At 58.8% G+C, this 20,797-nt stretch carries 25 protein-coding genes, 1 tRNA gene and 1 pseudogene; 8 read left to right on the top strand and 19 right to left on the bottom strand.

Going from position 1 to position 20,797, the window contains the following annotated elements; genetic code table 11:
• Positions 1 to 8: 8 nt before the first annotated feature.
• The 9 genes from tilS to ACZ1HN_RS10880 form a co-directional block, all read right to left on the bottom strand.
• Positions 9 to 1,256 carry a tRNA lysidine(34) synthetase TilS gene (gene tilS / locus ACZ1HN_RS10920; protein ID WP_472727510.1) on the bottom strand — a complete coding sequence of 416 codons (1,248 nt, stop codon included), beginning with the start codon at positions 1,254 to 1,256 and terminating at the stop codon, positions 9 to 11.
• A gap of 3 nt (positions 1,257 to 1,259) precedes the next feature.
• The gene (gene ybgF, locus ACZ1HN_RS10915; RefSeq protein ID WP_299748087.1) at positions 1,260 to 2,087 is read right to left on the bottom strand and encodes a tol-pal system protein YbgF; all 828 of its coding nucleotides are present in this window, start codon (positions 2,085 to 2,087) and stop codon (positions 1,260 to 1,262) included.
• A gap of 21 nt (positions 2,088 to 2,108) precedes the next feature.
• The gene (gene pal / locus ACZ1HN_RS10910) at positions 2,109 to 2,624 is read right to left on the bottom strand and encodes a peptidoglycan-associated lipoprotein Pal (RefSeq protein WP_472727509.1); all 516 of its coding nucleotides are present in this window, start codon (positions 2,622 to 2,624) and stop codon (positions 2,109 to 2,111) included.
• An 87-nt stretch (positions 2,625 to 2,711) separates the two neighbouring features.
• Positions 2,712 to 3,998: a Tol-Pal system beta propeller repeat protein TolB gene (gene tolB, locus ACZ1HN_RS10905; protein WP_472729308.1), complete on the bottom strand. Its 1,287-nt coding sequence runs from the start codon at positions 3,996 to 3,998 to the stop codon at positions 2,712 to 2,714.
• 25 nt (positions 3,999 to 4,023) lie between these two features.
• The gene (locus ACZ1HN_RS10900; protein WP_472727508.1) at positions 4,024 to 5,157 is read right to left on the bottom strand and encodes an energy transducer TonB; all 1,134 of its coding nucleotides are present in this window, start codon (positions 5,155 to 5,157) and stop codon (positions 4,024 to 4,026) included.
• A gap of 3 nt (positions 5,158 to 5,160) precedes the next feature.
• Positions 5,161 to 5,631, bottom strand: a complete 471-nt coding sequence (gene tolR / locus ACZ1HN_RS10895; RefSeq protein ID WP_299603726.1) for a protein TolR — start codon at positions 5,629 to 5,631, stop codon at positions 5,161 to 5,163.
• 3 nt (positions 5,632 to 5,634) lie between these two features.
• Positions 5,635 to 6,330 carry a protein TolQ gene (tolQ, locus tag ACZ1HN_RS10890; protein WP_189368878.1) on the bottom strand — a complete coding sequence of 232 codons (696 nt, stop codon included), beginning with the start codon at positions 6,328 to 6,330 and terminating at the stop codon, positions 5,635 to 5,637.
• 100 nt (positions 6,331 to 6,430) lie between these two features.
• Positions 6,431 to 6,823: a YbgC/FadM family acyl-CoA thioesterase gene (locus ACZ1HN_RS10885; protein ID WP_299208860.1), complete on the bottom strand. Its 393-nt coding sequence runs from the start codon at positions 6,821 to 6,823 to the stop codon at positions 6,431 to 6,433.
• Between the two features lie 544 nt (positions 6,824 to 7,367).
• Positions 7,368 to 8,396 carry a permease gene (locus ACZ1HN_RS10880; protein WP_472727507.1) on the bottom strand — a complete coding sequence of 343 codons (1,029 nt, stop codon included), beginning with the start codon at positions 8,394 to 8,396 and terminating at the stop codon, positions 7,368 to 7,370.
• Between the two features lie 85 nt (positions 8,397 to 8,481).
• On the opposite strand from ACZ1HN_RS10880, the gene ACZ1HN_RS10875 reads away from it, so the two are divergent.
• Positions 8,482 to 9,339, top strand: coding sequence for a LysR substrate-binding domain-containing protein (locus ACZ1HN_RS10875; protein ID WP_472727506.1), 858 nt, complete (start codon positions 8,482 to 8,484; stop codon positions 9,337 to 9,339).
• A 498-nt stretch (positions 9,340 to 9,837) separates the two neighbouring features.
• Here the strand turns inward: ACZ1HN_RS10875 and ACZ1HN_RS10870 are convergent, their stop codons facing one another.
• Positions 9,838 to 10,632 carry an ATP-grasp domain-containing protein gene (locus ACZ1HN_RS10870; protein WP_472727505.1) on the bottom strand — a complete coding sequence of 265 codons (795 nt, stop codon included), beginning with the start codon at positions 10,630 to 10,632 and terminating at the stop codon, positions 9,838 to 9,840.
• Between the two features lie 181 nt (positions 10,633 to 10,813).
• Between ACZ1HN_RS10870 and ACZ1HN_RS10865 the strand changes: the two genes are divergently transcribed.
• Positions 10,814 to 10,972, top strand: coding sequence for a hypothetical protein (locus ACZ1HN_RS10865; RefSeq protein ID WP_472727504.1), 159 nt, complete (start codon positions 10,814 to 10,816; stop codon positions 10,970 to 10,972).
• On the opposite strand, the gene ACZ1HN_RS10860 is transcribed toward ACZ1HN_RS10865, so the two are convergent.
• The 3 genes from ACZ1HN_RS10860 to ACZ1HN_RS10850 form a co-directional block, all read right to left on the bottom strand.
• Entirely contained in the window at positions 10,969 to 11,490 is a 522-nt protein-coding gene (locus ACZ1HN_RS10860; protein WP_472727503.1) for a GNAT family N-acetyltransferase, read from the bottom strand. The two genes, ACZ1HN_RS10865 and ACZ1HN_RS10860, sit on opposite strands and share 4 nt — an antisense overlap.
• A 325-nt stretch (positions 11,491 to 11,815) precedes the next feature.
• On the bottom strand, positions 11,816 to 12,043 hold the full coding sequence (locus ACZ1HN_RS10855; protein ID WP_472727502.1) for a DUF2478 domain-containing protein: 228 nt from the start codon (positions 12,041 to 12,043) through the stop codon (positions 11,816 to 11,818).
• Between the two features lie 115 nt (positions 12,044 to 12,158).
• Positions 12,159 to 12,234, bottom strand: a tRNA-Thr gene (locus tag ACZ1HN_RS10850).
• A 131-nt stretch (positions 12,235 to 12,365) separates the two neighbouring features.
• On the opposite strand from ACZ1HN_RS10850, the gene ACZ1HN_RS10845 reads away from it, so the two are divergent.
• On the top strand, positions 12,366 to 13,241 hold the full coding sequence (locus ACZ1HN_RS10845; RefSeq protein ID WP_472727501.1) for a hypothetical protein: 876 nt from the start codon (positions 12,366 to 12,368) through the stop codon (positions 13,239 to 13,241).
• Here ACZ1HN_RS10845 and ACZ1HN_RS10840 read toward each other — a convergent pair.
• On the bottom strand, positions 13,238 to 13,666 hold the full coding sequence (locus ACZ1HN_RS10840; protein ID WP_299603744.1) for a GFA family protein: 429 nt from the start codon (positions 13,664 to 13,666) through the stop codon (positions 13,238 to 13,240). The two genes, ACZ1HN_RS10845 and ACZ1HN_RS10840, sit on opposite strands and share 4 nt — an antisense overlap.
• 50 nt (positions 13,667 to 13,716) lie before the next feature.
• Between ACZ1HN_RS10840 and ACZ1HN_RS10835 the strand changes: the two genes are divergently transcribed.
• Complete coding sequence (locus ACZ1HN_RS10835; protein WP_472727500.1) at positions 13,717 to 14,202, top strand: winged helix-turn-helix transcriptional regulator; 486 nt, start codon at positions 13,717 to 13,719, stop codon at positions 14,200 to 14,202.
• Positions 14,203 to 14,212: 10 nt separating this feature from the next.
• On the opposite strand, the gene ACZ1HN_RS10830 is transcribed toward ACZ1HN_RS10835, so the two are convergent.
• The gene (locus tag ACZ1HN_RS10830) at positions 14,213 to 14,476 is read right to left on the bottom strand and encodes a DUF2312 domain-containing protein (RefSeq protein WP_299603750.1); all 264 of its coding nucleotides are present in this window, start codon (positions 14,474 to 14,476) and stop codon (positions 14,213 to 14,215) included.
• Positions 14,477 to 14,584: 108 nt separating this feature from the next.
• Here ACZ1HN_RS10830 and ACZ1HN_RS10825 point away from each other — a divergent pair, with 108 nt between their 5' ends.
• Genes ACZ1HN_RS10825 through ACZ1HN_RS10810 form a run of 4 tightly spaced genes read left to right on the top strand, consistent with a single transcriptional unit; the run spans position 14,585 to position 16,136 of the window.
• On the top strand, positions 14,585 to 14,827 hold the full coding sequence (locus ACZ1HN_RS10825; protein WP_472727499.1) for a hypothetical protein: 243 nt from the start codon (positions 14,585 to 14,587) through the stop codon (positions 14,825 to 14,827).
• Between the two features lie 14 nt (positions 14,828 to 14,841).
• Positions 14,842 to 15,261, top strand: coding sequence for a YeeE/YedE family protein (locus ACZ1HN_RS10820; RefSeq protein WP_472727498.1), 420 nt, complete (start codon positions 14,842 to 14,844; stop codon positions 15,259 to 15,261).
• The gene (locus ACZ1HN_RS10815) at positions 15,261 to 15,692 is read left to right on the top strand and encodes a DUF6691 family protein (RefSeq protein WP_472727497.1); all 432 of its coding nucleotides are present in this window, start codon (positions 15,261 to 15,263) and stop codon (positions 15,690 to 15,692) included. Before ACZ1HN_RS10820 ends, ACZ1HN_RS10815 begins: the two co-directional genes overlap by 1 nt.
• Before the next feature lie 9 nt (positions 15,693 to 15,701).
• A complete protein-coding gene (locus ACZ1HN_RS10810) occupies positions 15,702 to 16,136 on the top strand; it encodes a protein tyrosine phosphatase family protein (protein WP_299772012.1) in 435 nt (144 codons plus the stop codon).
• A gap of 5 nt (positions 16,137 to 16,141) precedes the next feature.
• On the opposite strand, the gene ACZ1HN_RS10805 is transcribed toward ACZ1HN_RS10810, so the two are convergent.
• The 4 genes and pseudogenes from ACZ1HN_RS10805 to ACZ1HN_RS10790 all read right to left on the bottom strand — a co-directional run bounded on the left by ACZ1HN_RS10805 (position 16,142) and on the right by ACZ1HN_RS10790 (position 20,769).
• A complete protein-coding gene (locus ACZ1HN_RS10805; RefSeq protein WP_472727496.1) occupies positions 16,142 to 17,335 on the bottom strand; it encodes a hypothetical protein in 1,194 nt (397 codons plus the stop codon).
• 89 nt (positions 17,336 to 17,424) lie between these two features.
• Positions 17,425 to 20,105 (bottom strand): annotated as a pseudogene (locus tag ACZ1HN_RS10800) (ATP-binding protein).
• Positions 20,102 to 20,398: a hypothetical protein gene (locus ACZ1HN_RS10795; protein ID WP_299603771.1), complete on the bottom strand. Its 297-nt coding sequence runs from the start codon at positions 20,396 to 20,398 to the stop codon at positions 20,102 to 20,104. The pseudogene ACZ1HN_RS10800 and the gene ACZ1HN_RS10795 overlap by 4 nt, the downstream one beginning before the upstream one ends.
• Complete coding sequence (locus tag ACZ1HN_RS10790; RefSeq protein ID WP_299209287.1) at positions 20,395 to 20,769, bottom strand: response regulator transcription factor; 375 nt, start codon at positions 20,767 to 20,769, stop codon at positions 20,395 to 20,397. The genes ACZ1HN_RS10795 and ACZ1HN_RS10790 overlap by 4 nt, the downstream gene beginning before the upstream one ends.
• Between the last annotated feature and the right edge of the window lie 28 nt (positions 20,770 to 20,797).

Here is a 20,797-nt window from a genome sequence, read left to right as displayed (position 1 = left end):
GCACATGTTCAATGCGATAAAAGTGCAGCGAAAAAAGCGTCTTTTCCACCGTCCAGCTCGGCGCTCCACTCGTCATCGAGCCCGACAAAGGGCGCCGCGACCAGACGATCCTCGTACCAGACCGCCGGAGACGCCGCCAGTGCAGCGCGCGGAAGACCAATATCACGCCATCCTTCGATGTCCGCCAACGCTTCATACCCAAGCGGGCGCACCTCAAGATCGGGATCGTCTTCCGGACCTGAGATCATCCAACGGTCATCCCACATATCGCCCACTTCGCACACGGTATCCTTGACCGCGTTCAACTCGCGGAACACCCAGATCTTCCCGTTTTCAACGCAGATATGGCAGCCATCCAAGGTTGCGGGCTGTCCTGCCCGGACCGCCGCTAAGGTGCGCGCCACTGGGTCCTTGCGCGGAGGATAGACGCTTTGCGAAGTCCAGCTCAGGGTGTGCAGCATCAGCCTGCGTGCGGTTTCCTGCGGCAGCAACCGAAACTTTGCCAGATCAATGGCAATCACGCCATGGACAACCTCGGCCATGTCCCGGGCGGCCAGGAAGGTCTGCCAATCCAGCGCTTCGCGGGCGCGCGCCATGTGTTCGGCCACTTCAACAAGCTTCCCGGTTGTCACGCCCAGCGTCCCCAGGACTGTCAGAGCCTCACGCACCCGCACACGTTCAAAATCATGTGACAGGTTGCTTGGGTCGTCACACCAGTTGATCCGGGCGTCCCGCAAAAAAGCACGCAAAGTTGCACGCTCAATCTCGAGAAAGGGCCGCACCCACGTGATGCCATGATGCACACGTCGCGCCGCCATGGCACTCAACCCGTCCACTCCGGACCCGCGGGCCAGACGCATCACAAAGGTTTCGGCCTGATCGTCAGCGGTATGGCCCAGCGCAATATGACTGATGCGGTTGGCATAGGCCCAATCCGCCATGATCTCGTACCGGGCATCCCGGGCGGCGGCCTGTAAGTTGCCCTGCCCATCCCACCCGGTCCAGTATTCGACGTGATGTGGCAAATTCCAGCGAACGCACAGATCCGTGACAAGGGCGATCTCGTCCCGGGTCTCTTCCCGCAAACCGTGGTCGACGGTGATGACATGCAGTTCAACGTCTTGATCACGGCAATACTCTACAAGGGCGGCCAGCAGCGCGACTGAATCCCCTCCTCCCGACACGGCCACGGCCATGCGTTCAGGCGGGTTTGCCCCCATGTGCGCCTCAATCGCCGCGATCAGGGGTGCAATCATGGATCAGGAACAGCCGATATTGCGCATCGCGTTCTGGGCATCGGCAATGACAGCAGCGCCGGGAAAACGGACGCCGACCTCGGCCAGTGTCACACACGCTTCCTGGGTCTGGCCCAACCGGCCCAAGGCGGCCCCCAACTTGAACAAGGCCTCTGGCGCAAGCGGACCTTGCGGCGACAGGGTAAAGGCAGACAGGAATGCCCGCGCGCCCTCGCGCACATCACCAAGCCCCTCAAGCGCATCACCCCGCCGCAGCTCCGCCTCTATTGAGAGCGGTCCACCGGGGTAGGTCTGATTAAAGGTCGCAAACTGGTCTGCGGCGGTGCGAAAGTCACCGGTGGCGAGCGCCTCCTGCGCCCGCTCAAAGTCTGCTTTTTCCTGTGTGGCCAGTTGTGGCGCATCCGTCGCGGGTTGCTGGACGACCGGCGCGGTTGCGGTCGGTGCCTCACCTCCGCCCAGTGTCGAGGTGTCGCCGAGGGCGGAGATATCACAGCCCTCTTCGAGCTCACACAAACGGAACTCCAGATCGCCGACCCGGTTGGTGCCATCGGTCACGACGCTGTTGATGCGAAACTCAAGCTGCTCAGTCTTATCAGTCAGGCGCCGCAACTCGACCTCGATGGTGTTGACGCGGTCCAGTACGGACCCACCCGCCGCACCGCCGCCGACACCACCGGTTGTCGACAGCTCACGCTTCAGACGCTGCACCTCGGTGTTGAGCACCACCAGCTCCTGCCTGATGTCGGCCAGGGTCTGATCCTGCGCCAGCGCCGGGCCCGTCAGACCAACCGCCAGCGCCAATGCGACAAAATACCGTTTCACCAAAGACATTCCCCGTCGTGTTTTCTTATCTTAGCTGGTCAAACCACCTGCCAACACCGTAACAGCCCGGCGGTTCTTGGCATAGCAGGCTTCTTCGCTGCACACCTCGATCGGGCGTTCTTTCCCGAAGCTGACAACCTGCAAACGGCCCGGCTGCACACCCTGGCTGACAAGGTAAGCACGGGCTGCATCAGCACGACGCGCACCAAGGGCAAGGTTGTATTCGCGCGTGCCCTGCTCATCCGCGTGGCCTTCGATGACGGCGGTGAAATCGGCATTCTGCAACAACCAAACCGCCTGACCATCCAACGTGGCGCGCCCTTCGGGCGTCAGCGTGGACTGGTCCACCGCAAACAACACTCGGTCACCGACAGCCTGTTGGAAATAGGCGGGCGATGCGGGGTCGGACGCGCTGCCCGGCACCACACCACCGCTGTTTGCCAGCGGATCAGTCCCGTCAGTCCCGCCACCAAAGCGGGCCGGATCGGTACATGCGGCCAGGCTCACGGCCGCACAGATCATCAGGATCGAAGATTTCAGTTTCATGGCCTGTGCCTCTCTGTTTATCGCGCCTACTGCTTGGCGTCTTTCTGTTTGTCTACCACGTTCCTGCGCACAAGAAAACGTGGGCCTTTATCGCTGCAACGGTCCCCAGGACGGGTCCGACCCGCCTTCAGGCGTGCGCACAGGGCGCAGGTTTCGGCCCGTGATGTCAACGGAATAGAGCGTCGACCGCCCCGCCGCCCCTTGGGTTTCTCGGGCAAACATGATGACGCGACCGTTGGGCGCCCACGTTGGCCCCTCGTCCAGGAAGGATGCCGTCAAAAGCCGTTCCTCGCTGCCATCCGTGCGCATCACACCAATGTGAAAGCGGCCCTTCGACTGCTTGGTAAAGGCAATCAAGTCACCACGCGGCGACCAGACCGGCGTGCCATAGCGTCCTTCGCCAAAGGAAATGCGGCGCGCTTCGCCACCGCCAGCGGGCATGACGTAAAGCTGCTGGGTGCCGGAGCGATCACTTTCAAACACGATCTGACTGCCATCGGGGCTGAAGCTTGGGGCCGTCTCGATCGCCGGAGTCGAGGTCAGGCGCTGCGACTGGCCCGACCCTACATTCATGGCCCAGATGTCCGTGTTCGCCCCTTGGGTCAGCGAATAAACCACCGTTTGCCCATTGGGGGCAAACCGGGGCGCAAAACTCATCGTGCCGGGCTGGCTTTCCAGCACACGACGCTGCACGCTGCCCACATCCAGCACGTAGATGCGCGGGAACCCGGTTTCGTAACTAGTGTACAGCACGCGGTCTCCGGTCCCGGAAAAACGCGGTGCCAGAACGATATCTTCGGACCCCGTCAGGTACTGGATATTTGCGCCGTCATAATCCATGACTGCCAAACGCTTGCGGCGGCTATCTTTTGGCCCCGTTTCGCTGACAAAGACCACGCGGCTGTCAAAGTATCCCGTCTCGCCGGTGATCCGGCTATAGACGACATCCGCCATCTTATGCGCGATGCGGCGCCATGCGTCGGTGGTGCCCGCCAGTTGCAGGCCCTCCCCCAGCTCTGCGCCCGAGAACACGTCGTACAACCGGAACTTCACCGAAATCTGGTCGCCATTGACGCTGACAGCGCCCGCAACAAGCGCTTGCGCATTGATCGCTTTCCAGTCGGCATATTGCACCGGTGCCGCGAAACTGCTGACCTGACTGATAAAGGCCGAAGACGGGATTTCCCGGAAAAGGCCGGTGCCCGTCAGGTCCTCGGCCACAACGCGGGCGATGCGCTGGCCCCAATCACCAGTGGCTCCGCCTTCGGGCACCAGATCGGGGATGGCGACGGGTAAGGGTTCAATGACACCCTCGGTGATCTCGATCCGCAGGGGGCCGCTTTGTGCTGCAGCCCATGCTGGGGCCAAGCACATCAGCATCAAAAAAGCGCTCGAACTATCATTTGATACGCATCCTTTCGGGATTGAACGTCATCTCGATTTCCTTCCACTGCCCGTACTTCTCGGCAGGCAGGTCATATCCATCACGTGTACAGCGAATAATCGCCCGGCGCGCGGCTTCAAACGCCTGCTGCGCCGCGGTCTGGCTGCCGCCCGAGCTTGAGGCCAGGCGGATCGACGGAACCACTGGCTTGCCATCCTGCGACATATCTACTGTGACAACCACTGTGGTCTGCAATGCTTCGGACGACAGCGATCCGACATTCCAGCAATTCGAAACCGCCACACGAAGGGCGTCTTTCTCTCCTGCTGACAAGGGCGGGCCTTGCGGCACCTCTTCTTGCTCTGCGCCGCCCAGCGCCTCGCGCAGGGCGTCATTCACATCGTCCGCGGTATCTGCAGGCTCGGCCGTCTGGGTATCGGGCTGTGCTTCTGTCTCGGGTTCAGATGCGGGTTCTGGTTCGGACGCAGGCTCTGCCCTCTGTACAGGCGGGCTGGGTCGCCGCGCAGGAGGACGCAAGGACGCCGTGGGCGCGCGCGCCGGTTCCTCGGCTTCTGTGACAATCTCGGTCGTCGCCTCTTCCGGCGCCGTAGCCTCCTGCTCTTCGGCCTGTGTCTCGCCATTGTCCGCTTCGGTGACGGCATCCTGCTGCACATCATCCGGCGTCGCCTCTGGCTCCGGCGGAGCGACAGGCTCGGGCGCGACACGCTCGGAGGCGCGCGGAATGGGCCGTGGCGCGACCTCGGGTACAACCACGGCCTGATCCTGCGGCACCGGCTGCACGGGCGCATCATCAACAACTTCGGGCTCAGGGTCAGGTTCGGGCGGCTCGGGCGCAACGTCAGGCTCGGGCGCCGGGGTCGGTTCAGGTGGTTCCGCCTCGACCGCTTGATCGGGCACAGGTGTTTCAACGGGATCGGGCTGCACGTCAGGCTCCGCTGGCAAAGCCACATCAGTTGCCGTGTCCGGCGCAGGTCCACTGGGCAAAAGCGCCTCGAACGCGCCAGACGAGATGACAGACACCTCCGTCACTTCGAACGGCAACGGCTCGGACTGAAAGGACCCGCCAAACAGCATCCAGCCGATCAGGCCCGCATGCCCGATGCCCGATATGACCTGTCCGGTGTTCAAGGGTTACTCCCCCTCGCCATCCAGCGTCGGGCCGCCAATATCCGTCACAAGGCCGATGTTGGAAAAACCGCCCGCATTGAGGGCTCCCATAACCTGCATCACCTGCTCATACGGGACGGCACCGTCAGCGCGTAGGAACACCCGGTCGCTGTCGCGCTCGGCCGCGATGGCCCTCAGACGACCGACCAGATCGGCACGCTCAACTGCGGTGGTCTGGATTTGCACCTCGCCCGTTGAAGTCACCGTGATGGTCAGCGGCTCTTCCTGATCGCTGGGCAGCGCATTGGCCGCCGTCTCGGGCAGGTTCACCGGCACACCCACGGTCAACAAGGGGGCAGCCACCATGAAGATGATCAAAAGCACCAACATCACGTCCACAAAAGGCGTGACGTTGATCTCGGACATCGGACGCGCCCGGCTGTGCTTGCGCCGCCGGGACCCGCCGCCATCCTTTTGAATGACACCTGCTCCCATGGCTCAGCCGTCCAACTGGCGGCTCAGGATGGTGGCAAACTCGTCCGAGAACGCCTCGTATCCCGCCACGATCCGGTCACTGTCCGCGCTCAGCTTGTTGTAGAAGATCACCGCCGGAATAGCAGCCAGCAGACCCAGACCGGTCGCCAGAAGCGCCTCGGCAATACCCGGTGCCACGACCGCAAGGTTGGTGTTTTGCTGCTCTGCAATCTCGATAAACGCGTTCATGATGCCGATCACAGTGCCAAAGAGACCGATGAACGGGGCAGACGACCCCACGGTCGCCAGCACGGTCAACCCGCCCTGCAAACTCTCGGCCTCTTTCGCAATCGCAACATCCATGCTGCGATCAATCCGGCTGGTGGCCCCGGCAATCAACCCGCCATCCTCGCGGTGCGAGCGCTGCCACTCGATCATGCCCGAGGCGAAGACCTTCTCCGAGGCCCCATCCGGCTCCGGCCCAATCTTCTCAAACAAGCCATCAAGGGGCTCACCCGACCAGAACGCGCGATCAAATCGATCCGCCTCGGCCCGTGCACGACGGTAAACCAGCAATTTCTGAATAATGATGCCCCACGCCCAGAACGATGCAACGATCAGCACGATCATCACCAGTTTCACCGTAAAGGTCGCGCGCAAGAAAAGCCCCCACATCGAGAAATCAACCTCGTGCGCCAGGGCGAGCGTTTCTGCTTCCATACTGCCTGCTCTTTTTGCTTGGCCGCTATTCGGCTCTTTCTTGGGCAGATTTATAGGGCAGACCCAAGGGGAAAGCTATCACTTCGGCGTCAGAACGCGTTTATTTCGCCTGCATTGCGCGGATTTCCGCGGGCAAACGGACGGGTTTTCCGGCTGTCGTCATGGTCACGGCAATGACATGCGCCCGAAAAAGCACCTGCCCGTCCCGCTGCACTTCCTGGTCAAATGTCCATCGTGCGGGGCTCACAGCCTGATGCGTGGTGACCACCTCCAACCGATCCGCCATGCGGGCGGGGCTGATGTAGTCGGCCTCAACCCGCGTGATGACAAAGACTATGCCTCTTTCCCGCATCTCATTCTGGTCCAGCCCCATCTCCTCGACAATGGTTGATCGGGCGCGCTCAATGTAGCGCAGGTAGTTCGCATAATAGACGACACCGGCCAAGTCGGTGTCTTCATAATAAACAATGATAGGAAAGCGGTGCGGGGTCATAGGGCCTGCTCAAATTGGGTAACGCCATAGATACCGACCAACGAAAGGCGCGCAAGCCCACCCGGGACCGGGGATGGGGCAGTTGCTTGGGCGACAACCGAAGACGCGTTGTCGCTTTATCTCGAAGCGGACATCAGCACGCGCTGCGGGTTGCCCGCCCTGCTGGACCAAGCCACCATAGATCAATGTTCGCATTTCGAAAATCTGAGCCTGCAGAGGTCTCCAAAAAGCCAGGAACCCCCCGATGAAATAGGGAGCGATGTGTCCACCTTCTGTCGAATTGAGTAAACGGCCGCAAAGTGCATTGGGCCACCACCCACCAGACCCGGAGAGAGTATTTAGGGCGCAATCTTGGCATATGTGGTTCTCTTTCATTCCATCGCTGGCTTAGGAAAGCAAAGCGCGACATCGCATCTTCTTAAGAGGAAGATGGGTATATTGTGTCACTGCCGGGTATCTTCGCTGGGGAAACCGCAAAAACCTATGAAGACGGTTTTGCGCTGAAAGATGCACTTGGGGACGACCTCATTTAAGCGGGCATTCGCTAGCTGTGACCTATCCATCCGAAAACGTACCCTGCAGCAAGCGATCCTAAAACTGCAAGAAACAGGTAAAGTAGAAATGGTTTCAGTTTGAGGACCGGGGCAATTGCCATGGCACCCCAAATACTGACCACACCACCCGAGACTAAAAACGCCATGGCAGCGCCCTCGGACATGCCATTGTCAATCAATCCACGCGCCAAAGGCAGCGCGGCATATCCGTCGATGTACGCGGGTGCGCCAACAAATACCGCAGCGGGGATAGCCCACCACTGATCCTTGCCAACGTACGCTGCAAGCGCCCCTGGGGTCAGTGCGGCGTTCAGGGCATATTCAGCGGCGAAGGCAGGGATCAGGCAAATCAGGATGAGCCGCCCAGTTGCTCGGAACTGTTTGCCGAAGGATTGCCGCCGCACCTTTGTTTGCCAGACCCATGGATCAAATGTCTTATCTCCGCCACAGCGTGCAGCGCTCAGTTGGCGCGCAAAGCCGTTGTCGCGAAGCGCGTCTCGTGCCCAAGGTGCCTTGGCAAATAGGACGGTCGCTGCGCCACCGAACAAACCCAACCCAATTGCTGCGAGCGTCTTGCCGACAGCAAAACCTATACCAAGCGTTGCAGCCGTGGTTGCGAGCATTGCAGGGTCCGTGATCGGTGATGACAGCCAGAACGCCATGATCGGGGCAAGCGGCACGCCAGCCGCCAACAACCCAGCCATCAAGGGCAGTACGGTAACACCGCAGACCGGCGTGATGGCCCCGATCAATGATGCGGCCACCACCGTTCGCAAAGTTCTGCCCTCGAACGCACTGGCAATATACGTGTCCGCGCCGCTGGCGATGATCCAAGCCGCCAGAAGAATGCCCGGAATGACAATGGGGGCGACAACAACCAACCCCCACACCACGAACTTGGCCGCGTTCATGGTGTGTTGCGGCCAAACAAAAGCGATGACAACTGACAGAGAGAGGCACATCCCCCAAACCAGATGTCTTTTATTTGTTTGTCGGCGGGCAATTGTCTGATCGGTCATCGCAAACTCCTCTGTCCTTGAAAGTTAGTGACGGGAACGGCATGTGTGAAACGAATAGTTTTAATATCTGGCATTGGAAAAACAGATGGATGATCTGGATAGCGACCTACTGCGCACCTTTGTCGCCGTGGCTGAAGCTGGAAGTGTCACGGAAGGCGCAGCGCGCATCTACCGTTCCCAATCTGCGACCAGTCTTCAGGTCAAACGTCTCGAAACCATCCTGGGCCAATCCGTTTTTGAGCGCCACGGGCGCGGCGTTGTCCTGAGCGACACAGGTCGTCGCTTGTTGCCAGTTGCAAGAGAGGTGACTGCCCGCCTCGACGCAGTACTACGGGACATCTCCCAAGATGCGGTGGCAGGCAAACTACGCCTGGGTATTCCCGACGATCACGGACGATCCAAGCTGGCGCAGATCATTGCAGCATTTGCGCACAACCATCCGAAGGTCGAACTGGACGTGACCTGTGCATTGAGCACAGATTTCCCTGAGGCGCTGGACAAGGGCGCGCTGGACCTTGCGATTTATGAGGTGGAACAGCCGAAAAAGCATGAAGAGGTGCTGTTTGAAGACCCAACCTGCTGGGCGTCGTCCGCACATCGCAGTTTCATAGCCGATAAAACCCTGCCAGTAGCCCTATTCGATCATGCCTGCTGGTGGCGCGACGTTGCAATCGCGTCCCTGAAAACTCTTGGGAAGCCATACCGTATTGTCTACTCTAGCCAAAGCGTGTCTGGCGTGATTTCAGCCGTTGAAGCCGGGATCGCAGTCGGCCTGCTGGGCCGGTCATCGCTACATTCGGGCTTGTCGATAGTCGGAAATGAGCTTGGCCTCAGAAGCACGCCCACTTCGAAACTTGTGATGGTCGGAAATGAGCTCGCTGACGTCGAACCCCTGGATGCAATGAAAGCAGCTATTCGCGCCGCGTTTTTGTCCAAGCTCTAAGCGAAACAACCCGCCGGCCAGTCGCTGCGAATAAACACCTGGGACTCTGTCCGAACGTTTTCTGCAGTTTAGGATGCGCCAAAGATTCAACTGTTCTGCCGCCGTCGGTAGCGACAGGTTTTGGCTGCACAACCGGCGGGCCTTCGGGGTCGAAGCATACAGGTTTCTTGCGGCAACTTTTTTCCCGATACGAGCAGTGATCATCTGGATCTCATCGTCAGGAGCTCTTGCGAAGCAACCAGAAAGGTCAGTCCAAATCCGCCAAAAATTCGACATTCGAACCGGATACAGCGTTCGTCAAATCTGGTTCACATCCGACATCACGGATGTTCCGCATTACCGTGGCTTTGACATTTATTGACATCCGCTGTGCGGACGAAGCCGTCTGTCGCGTGTACGGCAACGGCTGCTTGGACGAAGTAATAAAGTAACTGACGGCGCGCGTCTTATGAAGCACTTGCATGTATCGGAGATGACAGAGACCCGACTGTTTCCAAATCACACGCCTAAGCGTTCCAGAAGGTGATGAACAACGGCTGAATGGGCTTCATCAATTCCCCTAAAGCCGGGGAAGACATTGACGTCCACGATCTTTGGCCCTCGTACTCCCAGAAGCACGTCAACTCCGAATATCTCCAGTCCTGTTTCTACTCCCACGGCCATTGCCAGACCGACCAATTCTGGCAATGCATCGAACGACTGTGCAGGCACGTCCGGGTTCCGAGGCCAAGGTTTGATAAGACCGAAACAGCGCGATCCGGCCACATACAACTTTCGATCCAGACCGTCGTTTTCAATGTATTCTTCTACAAGATACGGTCCAGAAAATGGGGCTACCTTAGGCAAGGTGTTTCGTATGGCAATCACAACCTGTGTCCCCCGGCCGACTGTGCCGTCTGCCGCTTTGACGACCACAGATCGCTCGGTCCCTATTCGAATGACATCCGCCCAGTCCGGCAGTCGCTGCCATTTCGGAACGGGCAGACCCGCGTTTCGCAAACGGCACATCAATGCGCTACGATCTCTTGCCAGAACACTTGATGTCGGGCTGTTGCAGAAACGCCATCCGTCCGCCTCCTTCTGCGCGAGTTGGTCAAGCATTTCTTTGTTCAGGCCCCGATGAACAACCAAGGTATTTTCGGGCCATTGCTCGGTGCCAAGAGTGCGAGAATTATGTGGCAAAAGCACCTGCACCGCCACCTTCCTCGCGATCAGACTATCGTGGACCAGATCGAAAATTGTGCCTGGTTTGGGCGATTTGCCAAGCAGGCAGGTTACAGAAGGGCTCATCATTCCATCATAGATCCTCGGGTTTGGGCTCGGGCTCGGGACAACGCGGCTTAGGTCTCAATTGGACGCAAACCAGACCTGCGGCAGCGTAGCACAACTGACTGCAGCAAACGGGTCTTAACGTCGGGAGAGCGGACAATTCGGTCTTTCGCCAGATGCGTGCGAACGACCTAAGTTGAAAGTTGTGTCTGCCATTACGCCGCTTGTGCGGTTGTTCCGCGTGCTCGTGCAAGAAACCGTCGACAGCGGCAACGGCCTGATCGACCTCATCTTCACAGGCATCCAAGAGTGTGGCTTTGCAAGGTCTCCGGCGCGGGCCACGGTTCTCGCCCGCTTGGCTTAATGGCTGTCCATTGAGTGAACCCACACCTCCGCTTCCGGTTCATGCGGAGCCCGCGTTCCGTCCGTGACGGCGCCGAGCCTCTTCGCCACAGCCTGTGAACGCGTATTCTGCGTGTCTATGTAGCTGTATAGCCGATCTAACCCCAGATCCTCACGAGCCCATTTCTTGACGGCCCAAGCAGCTTCCGTGGCAAAGCCTTTTCCCTCCGCGCCTTCGAACAAATGCCATGCCAGCTCTATGTCCGGCCATCCCAAATGCTTGATCAGGCCCACGCGGCCGACGGGACGCTCCGTCCGCTGTTCTACGACCGTAAAAAAGCCGAAACCGTGCCAATGCCAATGACCAATGCCAGATAGAAACCCGAACCAGGCCTGTTCCGCTGTGATCGTCTCGCCCTGCGCTTCCATCGACGGGGCACTGGTCATGAAACGGGTGAACTCCGGTAAATCATCCCGTTCGGGTCCACGCAAAACCAACCTTTGCGTCGTCAGCATGGGTGCAGTCGAGAGACTTTGCATGCGCCGCCTTTCCGTTCGCAGGCTTGGGTTTCAGCCAGGTTCAGCATAGCGAACGGTCGCGCATAACTGAAAGTAGCCATTCAAACATACCGCAGTATTCTTCAGTAAGGGCCCAAAGCCCCATTTGCTGCAACTCGCACAGGTTTTCGCTTTTCGAAGAGGCGTTGCCCGAAGGCAATAGGGCGTCCCGTCATCATCGGGGCGTCCCATTGTCATCGCCACCCCAAAAAACACATGAATGCTCCTTGAAGGACCAAGCGTGGGATTTCCGGCGAAGCATTCAGCCGTGCAGTTTTGCAGCCCCAATGCCCGGCTCGACGGGTATTCACGCCACCTCTGACGTTTCGGGTATGTTGCCGCGCCGCCAATTTAACAGAAGGCGATGCTCGGGTTGAACTTGTTCTGCCATGCCTCCGCTAAATTCAAGGAATGCATTCGTGTTCAATTCATTGAGGCCAAGCAATACTGGTAGGCCAAGATCAACTGCGTCTGCGACAACCGGACGAAACCCCCGCCCATATGCCAAAGGTCCAGAGTTGGGAATCAGCCGCACTGTCGTTCCGAGCTACCACGTGGAAACCGTATCCTAGCCCAGCTTATGAGGGCGCAATTCCGGCTGGGCGGGCTTGACGTCTAAATCGCCAAAAGTAACTGTAAACTAAGTGAAATGGTGCCCCCACACGGACTCGAACCGCGGACCTACTGATTACAAATCAGTTGCTCTACCAGCTGAGCTATAGGGGCCGTGGGCGCAGCATGTACTCTGAGAGTCGCGCGGTGGCAAGCTTGTTTTTCGTTCCGCGTCAGAGGTTTTATCCGGACGCAAAACAGGTATATCTGAGCCACTGTAACTCACGCCCATCAGGTCGAACTACATGCAAATTGTCCTTCACGCTGGCGCGCATTTCACCGAAGAAGATAGGCTTATGCGCTGCCTATTGCGGAACAAGGAAGATTTTTCAAAACGCGGTGTCGCCGTGCCCGGTCCAGGCAAGTACCGGGCACTTCTGAAAGACACGGTTGCGGCACTGCAAGACGCCCCACCTGCCGCGGATGCACGCGATGTCCTGATGGACCTGATCCTCGATGAAGAAAACGCGGATCGCATGATCCTGAGTCACATGTTCTTATTTGGGGCTCCTCGGGGTTGTGTGCGCGATGGCACAATCTATCGCTCGGCGCCGGAACGGATGGCCCAGCTGTCTGCCCTGTTCGCCCATGACGAGGTTGAGCTTTTTCTTGCCATCCGGAACCCTGCCACGTTCTTACCGGCCCTCTTCGACAATGCGCCACAAAAGGACATGAATGCGTTTCTACGGGGCGCCGATCCCTACAGCATTCGCTGGTCCAATACCCTGTCAGCCATACGAACAGCCGCGCCTGACGTGACCATTACCACCTGGTGCTTTGAGGACATGCCGATGCTGTGGGCGCAGATCGTCCGAGAGCTTGCTGGCCTGGAACATGGCGAAAAGATCATCGGTGGTTTCGATCTGCTCGCGGACATCATGTCAAAAGAAGGGATGCAACGGTTTCGTGCCTATCTGAAATCGCACCCCACGATGACAGAAATGCAAAAGCGCCGGGTGATTGCTGCCTTCCTTGATAAGTTCGCGATCGAAGATCAGATCGAAGAAGAGCTTAATGCGCCCGGCTGGACCGATGAAACGGTCGAGACAATGACCGAAATCTACGAAGAAGACATGGAACGCGTGGCCCGTATTCCCGGTGTCACCGTTATTGCGCCTTAGACGCCGGGCAGTCCGTCGAACACCTGAACCCCCTCAGGCACTGTGTGAAAACCCAAGGCATCCGCGTGGCAAATCGCAACACGCGGGACAAATCCGCCTGGGTTATCCAGGGTGCCGATCTTGACGATGTATCCTGATGTGTCCTGCCGCGTGGTCACAAGCTGCGTTCCGCATGTCTTACAAAAGTATCTTGTGACCGCGTTTTTCAAATCTGGGTGTGTGAAATGTGCTGGCTTTCCCGCTGTCCACGCAAACCCATTTGGCGGTACGAGGATGAAGTATTGGGGCGCACCGCCTGACATTCGCTGGCATGGTTGGCAATGACATTGCCCCTTGACCAACGGCGGCTGCGAGACGACGTACCTGACCGCTCCGCAATAGCAACCACCTGCGTTCACTGCGTTTTCAGTGGCTTGCGACGTCATTTCGGTATATCCTGACTGCAACAATAAAACACTGGCAGAGCAGAGTTCAAATGTCAAACCCAGAAGATTCACCTGTGCGTGAAAGCCCTGTGCCGATGTCAGAATGCGGTGCGGCCCTTGCCATCGAACAAGTCCCAGATCGCTGGACATGGTTGATATTGCGGGAAATGTTGTACGGGGTAAGCCGTTTTGCGGACATTCAGGCGGACATCGGAATACCGAAATCCGTGTTGTCCGGGCGGCTGGCTCAGATCGTTGAAAACGGGTTGGCCAAGAAAAAAGCGTATCGCGATGGGTCGTCGCGCACGCGCCATGCCTATGTTTTAACCCAAAAGGGCCGCGAACTTGCGCCCGTGATCCTCGCGCTGATGCAATGGGGTGACAAGCATATCAAGAATGGTGAATCCGCGCTTGAATTGACAGATAAACGCTCAGGGAACCCCGTAAAAATCGGGATTGTGCCCAAGGGCGGCGCGTTGCCACTGCGCTGGCTGAATTTTGCGCCAGCGCGCAAAGAAAACGAAGGCAAGAGCTGAGGCTAACCGCTCAGCTCATACCAAGCGCTTCCTTATACATCTCCAGAACGGCTTCCTCTTCGGCGATGTCATCGCTGTCTCGCTTGCGCAGTGCAATCACCTTGCGCATCACCCTGGTGTCGTACCCGCGCGCCTTGGCCTCGGCCATCACCTCTTTTTGCTGGTCGGCGATGTCCTTCTTCTCCATCTCAAGCCGTTCGAACCGTTCGACGAACTGGCGCAACTCATCCGCCGTGACACGGTAGCTTTCGGCGTTGGTGGCAGTCTCGGTCATTGCGCGCTCCTTAGGATCAGATCAGCCCGCTGGATAGCGGGGCGCGCGCGGTGCTGCAAGAGGCGTTGGCACCTTGCCATCACGGCAATGCTCGGATAGCCGGATGGCATGGAACAAGAGACAGCTTTCACCCTGTTGGATGGCTTGATCTGGGGCGGGGCCGCATTGTCGGTCATCGGCCTGATCGGCCTTGTCTGGTGCATCATCAAAGTATGGCGGGCGCGTGCTGCGGGCTTGGACGATACTGACATGCGCGCGGTCATGGCACGGGTGCTGCCACTGAATTTGGGAGCACTGTTCGTGTCGGTCATTGGCCTGATGCTTGTCATCGTTGGCATCTTCCTCAGCTGATCAAGGAGCAACCTATGCCTATTGACTGGATTTGGGGCCTCGTCGGCGGCGTAATGACCGGGACAGCGGCGGCGGTTCTGCTTCTGGGGACTGGTCGCATCATGGGAGCCAGCGGGATCGTTGGCGGGTTGATTGACGGAACAGGTCAAGATCGTTCAACCACACTTGCCTTCCTGATCGGTTTGATCGGGATGCCCGCGTTGATGACACTTGGCGGCTGGGCGGCAGACACACATGCCACGTCCCTGCCATGGCTTTTGATCATAGGCGGAGTGTGTGTCGGGATTGGAACACGCTTTGCCAACGGATGCACGTCCGGGCACGGCGTGTGTGGGATGTCACGCCTTTCGGTGCGCGGGTTCGTGGCAACGCTCGCCTATATTGGCGCAGGCGCTGCAACCGTCACACTCGCGCGCGTGGGGTTGGGCCTGTGATGCGGGGTTTCATCGCCCTGCTGAGTGGCGCCCTGTTCGGCGCGGGCCTGCATATATCGGGTATGACCAATACTGCCAAAGTACGCGGCTTTCTTGATTTCGCCGGTGCCTGGGACCCAACACTGGCTTTTGTCATGGGAGGCGCCATGCTGCCCATGGTCTTTGCCTGGCGGTTGACCCGTGGCCGCACACCGCTGACGGGCGGCAGCCACCCTGCCCCGCCGCGTTCCGAAATCACCCGCCCCCTGATCGCGGGATCCATCCTGTTTGGTATCGGGTGGGGGCTGGTCGGTCTCTGTCCGGGCCCGGCACTCGCATCCATCACCTATGGCGGTTGGCAAGGTGTGCTGTTCCTCGTTGCCATGCTGGCTGGCATGTGGGCGGTTCCACCACTGCGACGTGGTCTGGACAGACTGATGCCCACGACATAAGTCGGTGGCATGGATATTCGACAGATCACACCGACCTATTTTGTGGCACCACAACTGGATCCAGCCGATCTGCCCGATATTGCGGCGGCCGGGATCAAGACTGTGATCTGCAATCGCCCTGATGGCGAAATCCCACCTGCTTTTCAGGCGGACGCAATCGAAACTGCCACTCTTGCGGCAGGGCTGACCTTTCACCAGTTGCCCTTGACGCATCAGACAATGACGCCTGACATTGTTGCCAAGCACATGGCGCTGGCCGAGGAAACGGAAACTCCGGTTCTGGCGTATTGCGCATCCGGCACGCGGTCGACGGTGGTGTGGTGTTTGGGCCAGGCCGGGCGCATGCCAACCGATGACATCCTGCGCACCGCGCGTGAGGGTGGCTACGATCTGGATGCCTTGCGCCCGACCTTGGACGCGATCGCTTCGCAATCGGGTGGGTGACCAGACTAAACAGCCGCCAAATCAGGCAATTCAGACAGGTCTGGAAGGTCTGAGAGATCGGGCAGCCTATCAAGATCAGGCAAATCGTCAAGTTCCGGCAGATTTGCATCTCCGGCCTTCCTATCCTCAAGCGGGCCCGTATCAACCGCTTTGCCGTCCGACGCATCGGCTGGTGGCAATGCGGGCAGGCTTGCATCCACCCCTATCGTTGGCACATTGGGCGCATCTTCTTCCCGCCGTGCTGGTCCAGAGATTTCCTCGACCTGGGGCATCTCGACAAGGGGCTCGTCCGCCTCGCGGCGCAGTGGTTGCGTTGCGTGGGACGGCGCGCGTTGAGGTTTGACAGCGCGCACCCCGTCCACATGACCGACAACGCCGCGGCCGACCACGCGGCCTGTATTGGTCGTGATTTGAACGTTTGGAAACGCGGCAGGCGTCAGTGGCAACTCGTCCCCAACGGCCAATGCTTGCAAAGCGTTCAACGGCAGATGCAGGCTGCAGACAATCATGTTCAGATCAGTGTTCAGGCCCATGACCGTATCGGTCATAGTGGGTGCATCACCGCTTTCGTCCTCTGTCTCACCTTCATCCAGGTCGGCATCGCGCGTATCTGACGGTGGAAGAACCAATGTGATTTCACCCTGCCGGGCGCCACGCGCGATGTCGACCGTCAGGCGTATCAAAGTGTAATCCTGAGCATCCAGCGCCATTGCAAGCGTGCGCGCGTCTTCCGCTTTTGCCCCGAATCGAAAGCCGTCAAGCAGCGCGGCATCCTCTGGGTCCTCCAGTACCGGGCACGTTTTCTCGAGCAACATGTCGATCAACGGCGCACAAATGGCAGCATCCGTGCGGGTCATCGCCCGTGCCACGCCGCCATCGGCAAGCACAACACCCATGGTTTGCTGTTGGATCAGGCCACCCACAACAATGGGGTCAAACACGGCTGCCCCGGCACGACCATCCGGTCCATCAAGCAGCATCAGCAAGGCGTCGTCGTTCAGTTGTGCCTCAACTGCTTCGCCGTCAACCTTGTCGACCACGGCACCGATGACAGCAATGGGCAGTTCCATCAGCGCATCGGCCACTTTGGCCAATGTAAGACGCAAGGCTTTTGCCAGCGTCATAACACGCGCCTGACGCTCTTCCCGGCCCGCGGTCGCCATCCGTCCCAAGATACTGTTTTTTGCGGTTTCGCTCATAAACTCCGCCGTTTCTACGGCCTGAACATGCACGTCGGGTCTAAGGAAGATAGGTTACCAACCGCTTTATGAAGACAAAGCTTTTGGCACTATTGCGCCGCCAGCGCAGCCCGGACAGGCAAGTGCACAACAAACGCATTGCCGTCAGTGCGCGGCTCGTGGGTGATATCGCCACCAAGACGCGCCATGATCTCGCGACATATGGCAAGGCCCAGACCAGCACCTGATCCATCCTTGTCATTGATACGAGAGAATTTTTCAAAGATCAGCGACCGCGCTTCGGAGGGTATAGGCGTGCCGTTGTCGTAAAAAACAACCTGCAACCCATCGCCGCGGTCCATCACATCGATGCGCAACTCGGGTTCTGGCGCATCACAATACTTCTGGGCGTTGGTGATCAGGTTGATGAACACCTGCCGCAACCGGTCAAGGTCGGTTGTCAGCGGCCGATCGACCTCCGCTTGCTCATGCCTGACCGTCAGTCGCGTGCTCCGATCCCCCCGGCAGACAGCACTGCCTGCCCGATCACGTCGTTCAGGTTGCCGGTATCCAGGTTCAGGCTCACCTGCCCGTTTTCAAGTACGCTCAGATCAAGAAGGTCATCCAGCAGGCGCGTCAACCGGATCGTTTCCCCATGAATAATCGACGCGTATTTGGTCTTTTCCGACTGCTCCAATTCATCGGTGTCGCGCAAAATCTCTGAGAAAGACCGGATCGATGTCATCGGCGTCCGCAACTCGTGACTGATTTGCCCCAGAAACGCATCCTTCTGCACCGACAGCGCCGTCAGCTTTTCGTTGGCTTCCCGCAACTTGCGTGCGGTGCGACTCAGTTCCGCCGATTTCGCCTCAAGCCGGTTGGAGTATTCAAGGATCTGCGCAGACTCGTCGGCCACAGCCATAAGATCTTCGACCGATACCGAAGCTCCGCCAACCAACTGGCTGATCATCGCATGAGCCGTTGCCGATCCCACGGACCCTGCAAGTTCCCGTTCAAGCGCCTGCAGGAACCCTTGTGTCGGTTCAGGCAAATGGCCGGTCACCCCTTGCCGCTGCGCTTCCGCCCGAAACAACGCCAATGCATCATCCGGTCCAAGGATACGCTGCGCCATGACCATGAGATCCTCGGACGTCGCAGGGGCAGCGTCCCAGCCGCGCGCCTGTGCGGAATGATCGAAGACGTTTACGAATTGAGCACCCTGCAAGCGTTCAAGAGGCTGTGGAAAGGTGACAATCGACACGCCAAGGAAGGCAACCATGTTCAGGGTTATGGACCACACGATCGCATGCACGGTTGGGTCGATCCCTTCAACTCCAAACAGCGCTTGCGGTCTCAGCCAGCCCATTCCGGCGATGCCATTGTCAAAGACAGATGCACTCAGCACGGCGTCCGGCCCAAAGCTCGGCAGAAGCGAGCAAAAGACCCAGACAGTAAAACCCACCACCAGACCTGCAAGCGCGCCCCACCGCGTGGCACCCCGCCAAAAGATACCGCCCAGCATGGCGGGCAGAAACTGCGCCACCCCGACAAAGGAGATAAGGCCAATCGCCGCCAGCGCAGCGCCGCCCCCGGACAACCGGTAATAAAGATAGCCAAAGAAGATAATCAGAAGAATCGAGGCGCGCCGCGCCAGTATCACGACATTCCGAACATCTCCCGACACCTGTGCCCCTTCGGCTTGAGTACTCAGCCAGATGGGCATCACGATATGGTTCGACACCATTGTGGAAAGGGCGAGCGTCGCAACGATCACCATGGATGTGGCCGACGAAAACCCACCAAGGAAGGACAGTGTCGCGAGGCCACCCTGCCCCTCGGCCAATGGAACTGTCAGGACAAACAGATCCGGGTTGCTGCCCGGCGGCAAGATGTCGAGGCCGATCACGGCAATCGGCACCACGAACAGGCTCATGAGCATAAGATAAAGCGGAAATGCCCAGCTTGCGATCTGCAAATGGCGCTCGTCATCGTTCTCGACCACCATGACCTGGAACATGCGGGGCAGCGCCAGAAAGGCCGCCGCGGACAAAGCCGTCAGGGCAACCCAGCGGCTACGATCCATGCTCCACTCTCCGATGGGAGATGAATCGATGCGCTCCAGCATCGGACCGATACCGCCTGCGATCCCCCAAACGACAAAGATGCCAACAGCCAGCAGGGCAATCAGCTTCACCACCGCCTCGACCGCAATGGCAATCACCACCCCGTCATGGCGTTCGTTGGCATTCAGGTTCCGCGTCCCGAACAGGACGGTGAAGATGGCAAGACCACATGCCACCCAGAACGTGGCCGTGGACTGGCTCAGGCCATCGGTCTGGACCGGATCGGAAAAGATGGACACAGACAGTGTCACCGATTGCAGCTGCAGCGCGATGTAGGGCGTGACACCCACCACGGCCATCAGCGTCACAACGATGGCCAAAAGATTGGATTTACCGTACCTCGCCGAAATCAGGTCAGCCACCGAAGTGGCCCGTTGCGCGCGTCCGATGCGGACCAGCTTGCGCAACACCCACCACCAGCCGATCATCACCAGGCTTGGGCCCAGATAGATGGTGACAAACTCCATCCCGGACCGCGCTGCATAGCCCACCGCCCCATAGAAGGTCCACGCCGTGCAGTAGATGGATAGGGACAAGGTATAGACCAGCGGCGACCGCAGCCAGCCACTGCGCCCACGAACCGAGGCGCGCTCGGCAAAAAAGGCGATGGCAAACAGAAACGCCACATAGACCAGACTGACGGCAACCAGCTGGTTGACGGATATCATCGGCCCTGCTCCGGCGGCTCAGTCCCCTCACCGGCTCTTTTGGACAAACCCCACCACAGCGCCAAGGCCGACAGGATCAACACCCCCCAGACCAAAAACACGTATGTGACTGCACCAGACATGGACACGGATGCGGGTGCATCCGGGCCATCTTTTGCATTTGGCCAGAACACCGGGAACAACCACAACAACAGTCCCACAATCGGCAAAAGGCGCAATGCGTCCATCAACCGGCGACGGCGGTAACTGCGCCGTTCTAGAAACAGTGTCGTGTTTGTGTTGTGGTCGGTCATTGCGCCAATTGCACAAGATCGCGAACAGCCGTCACCACCTCTGTATTGGAAAACGGCTTGGTCATGAAACGGCTGACCCCTGCCCGCTCGGCCAAATCCCGATCCCTGCTTTGACCACGTGCGGTCAGCATCAGAACCGGCAACCGTTCAAAGTCCGGATCGGCCCGCAACTCGGTCAGAATGTCGATGCCATTCTTGCCCGGCAACATGTAATCCAGCACGACCAGATCGGGGCGCATATTGCGCACCTTGTCGACGGCCGTGGCCCCGTCCGAATGCGTATCAACCTGCCAGCCCTCACGGCTAAGTAGGAACTGGATTGCCTCTATGATGTTAGTCTCGTCTTCAACGAGCAGAACATGCTTACCCATGTCTGCGACTCCTCCCCAAAATCGCACC

The organism is Tateyamaria sp. GN1-10 (genome assembly GCF_055693845.1).
The sequence above is the reverse complement of the archived record's forward strand: the minus strand, read 5'-3'. Positions and strand labels throughout refer to the sequence as shown.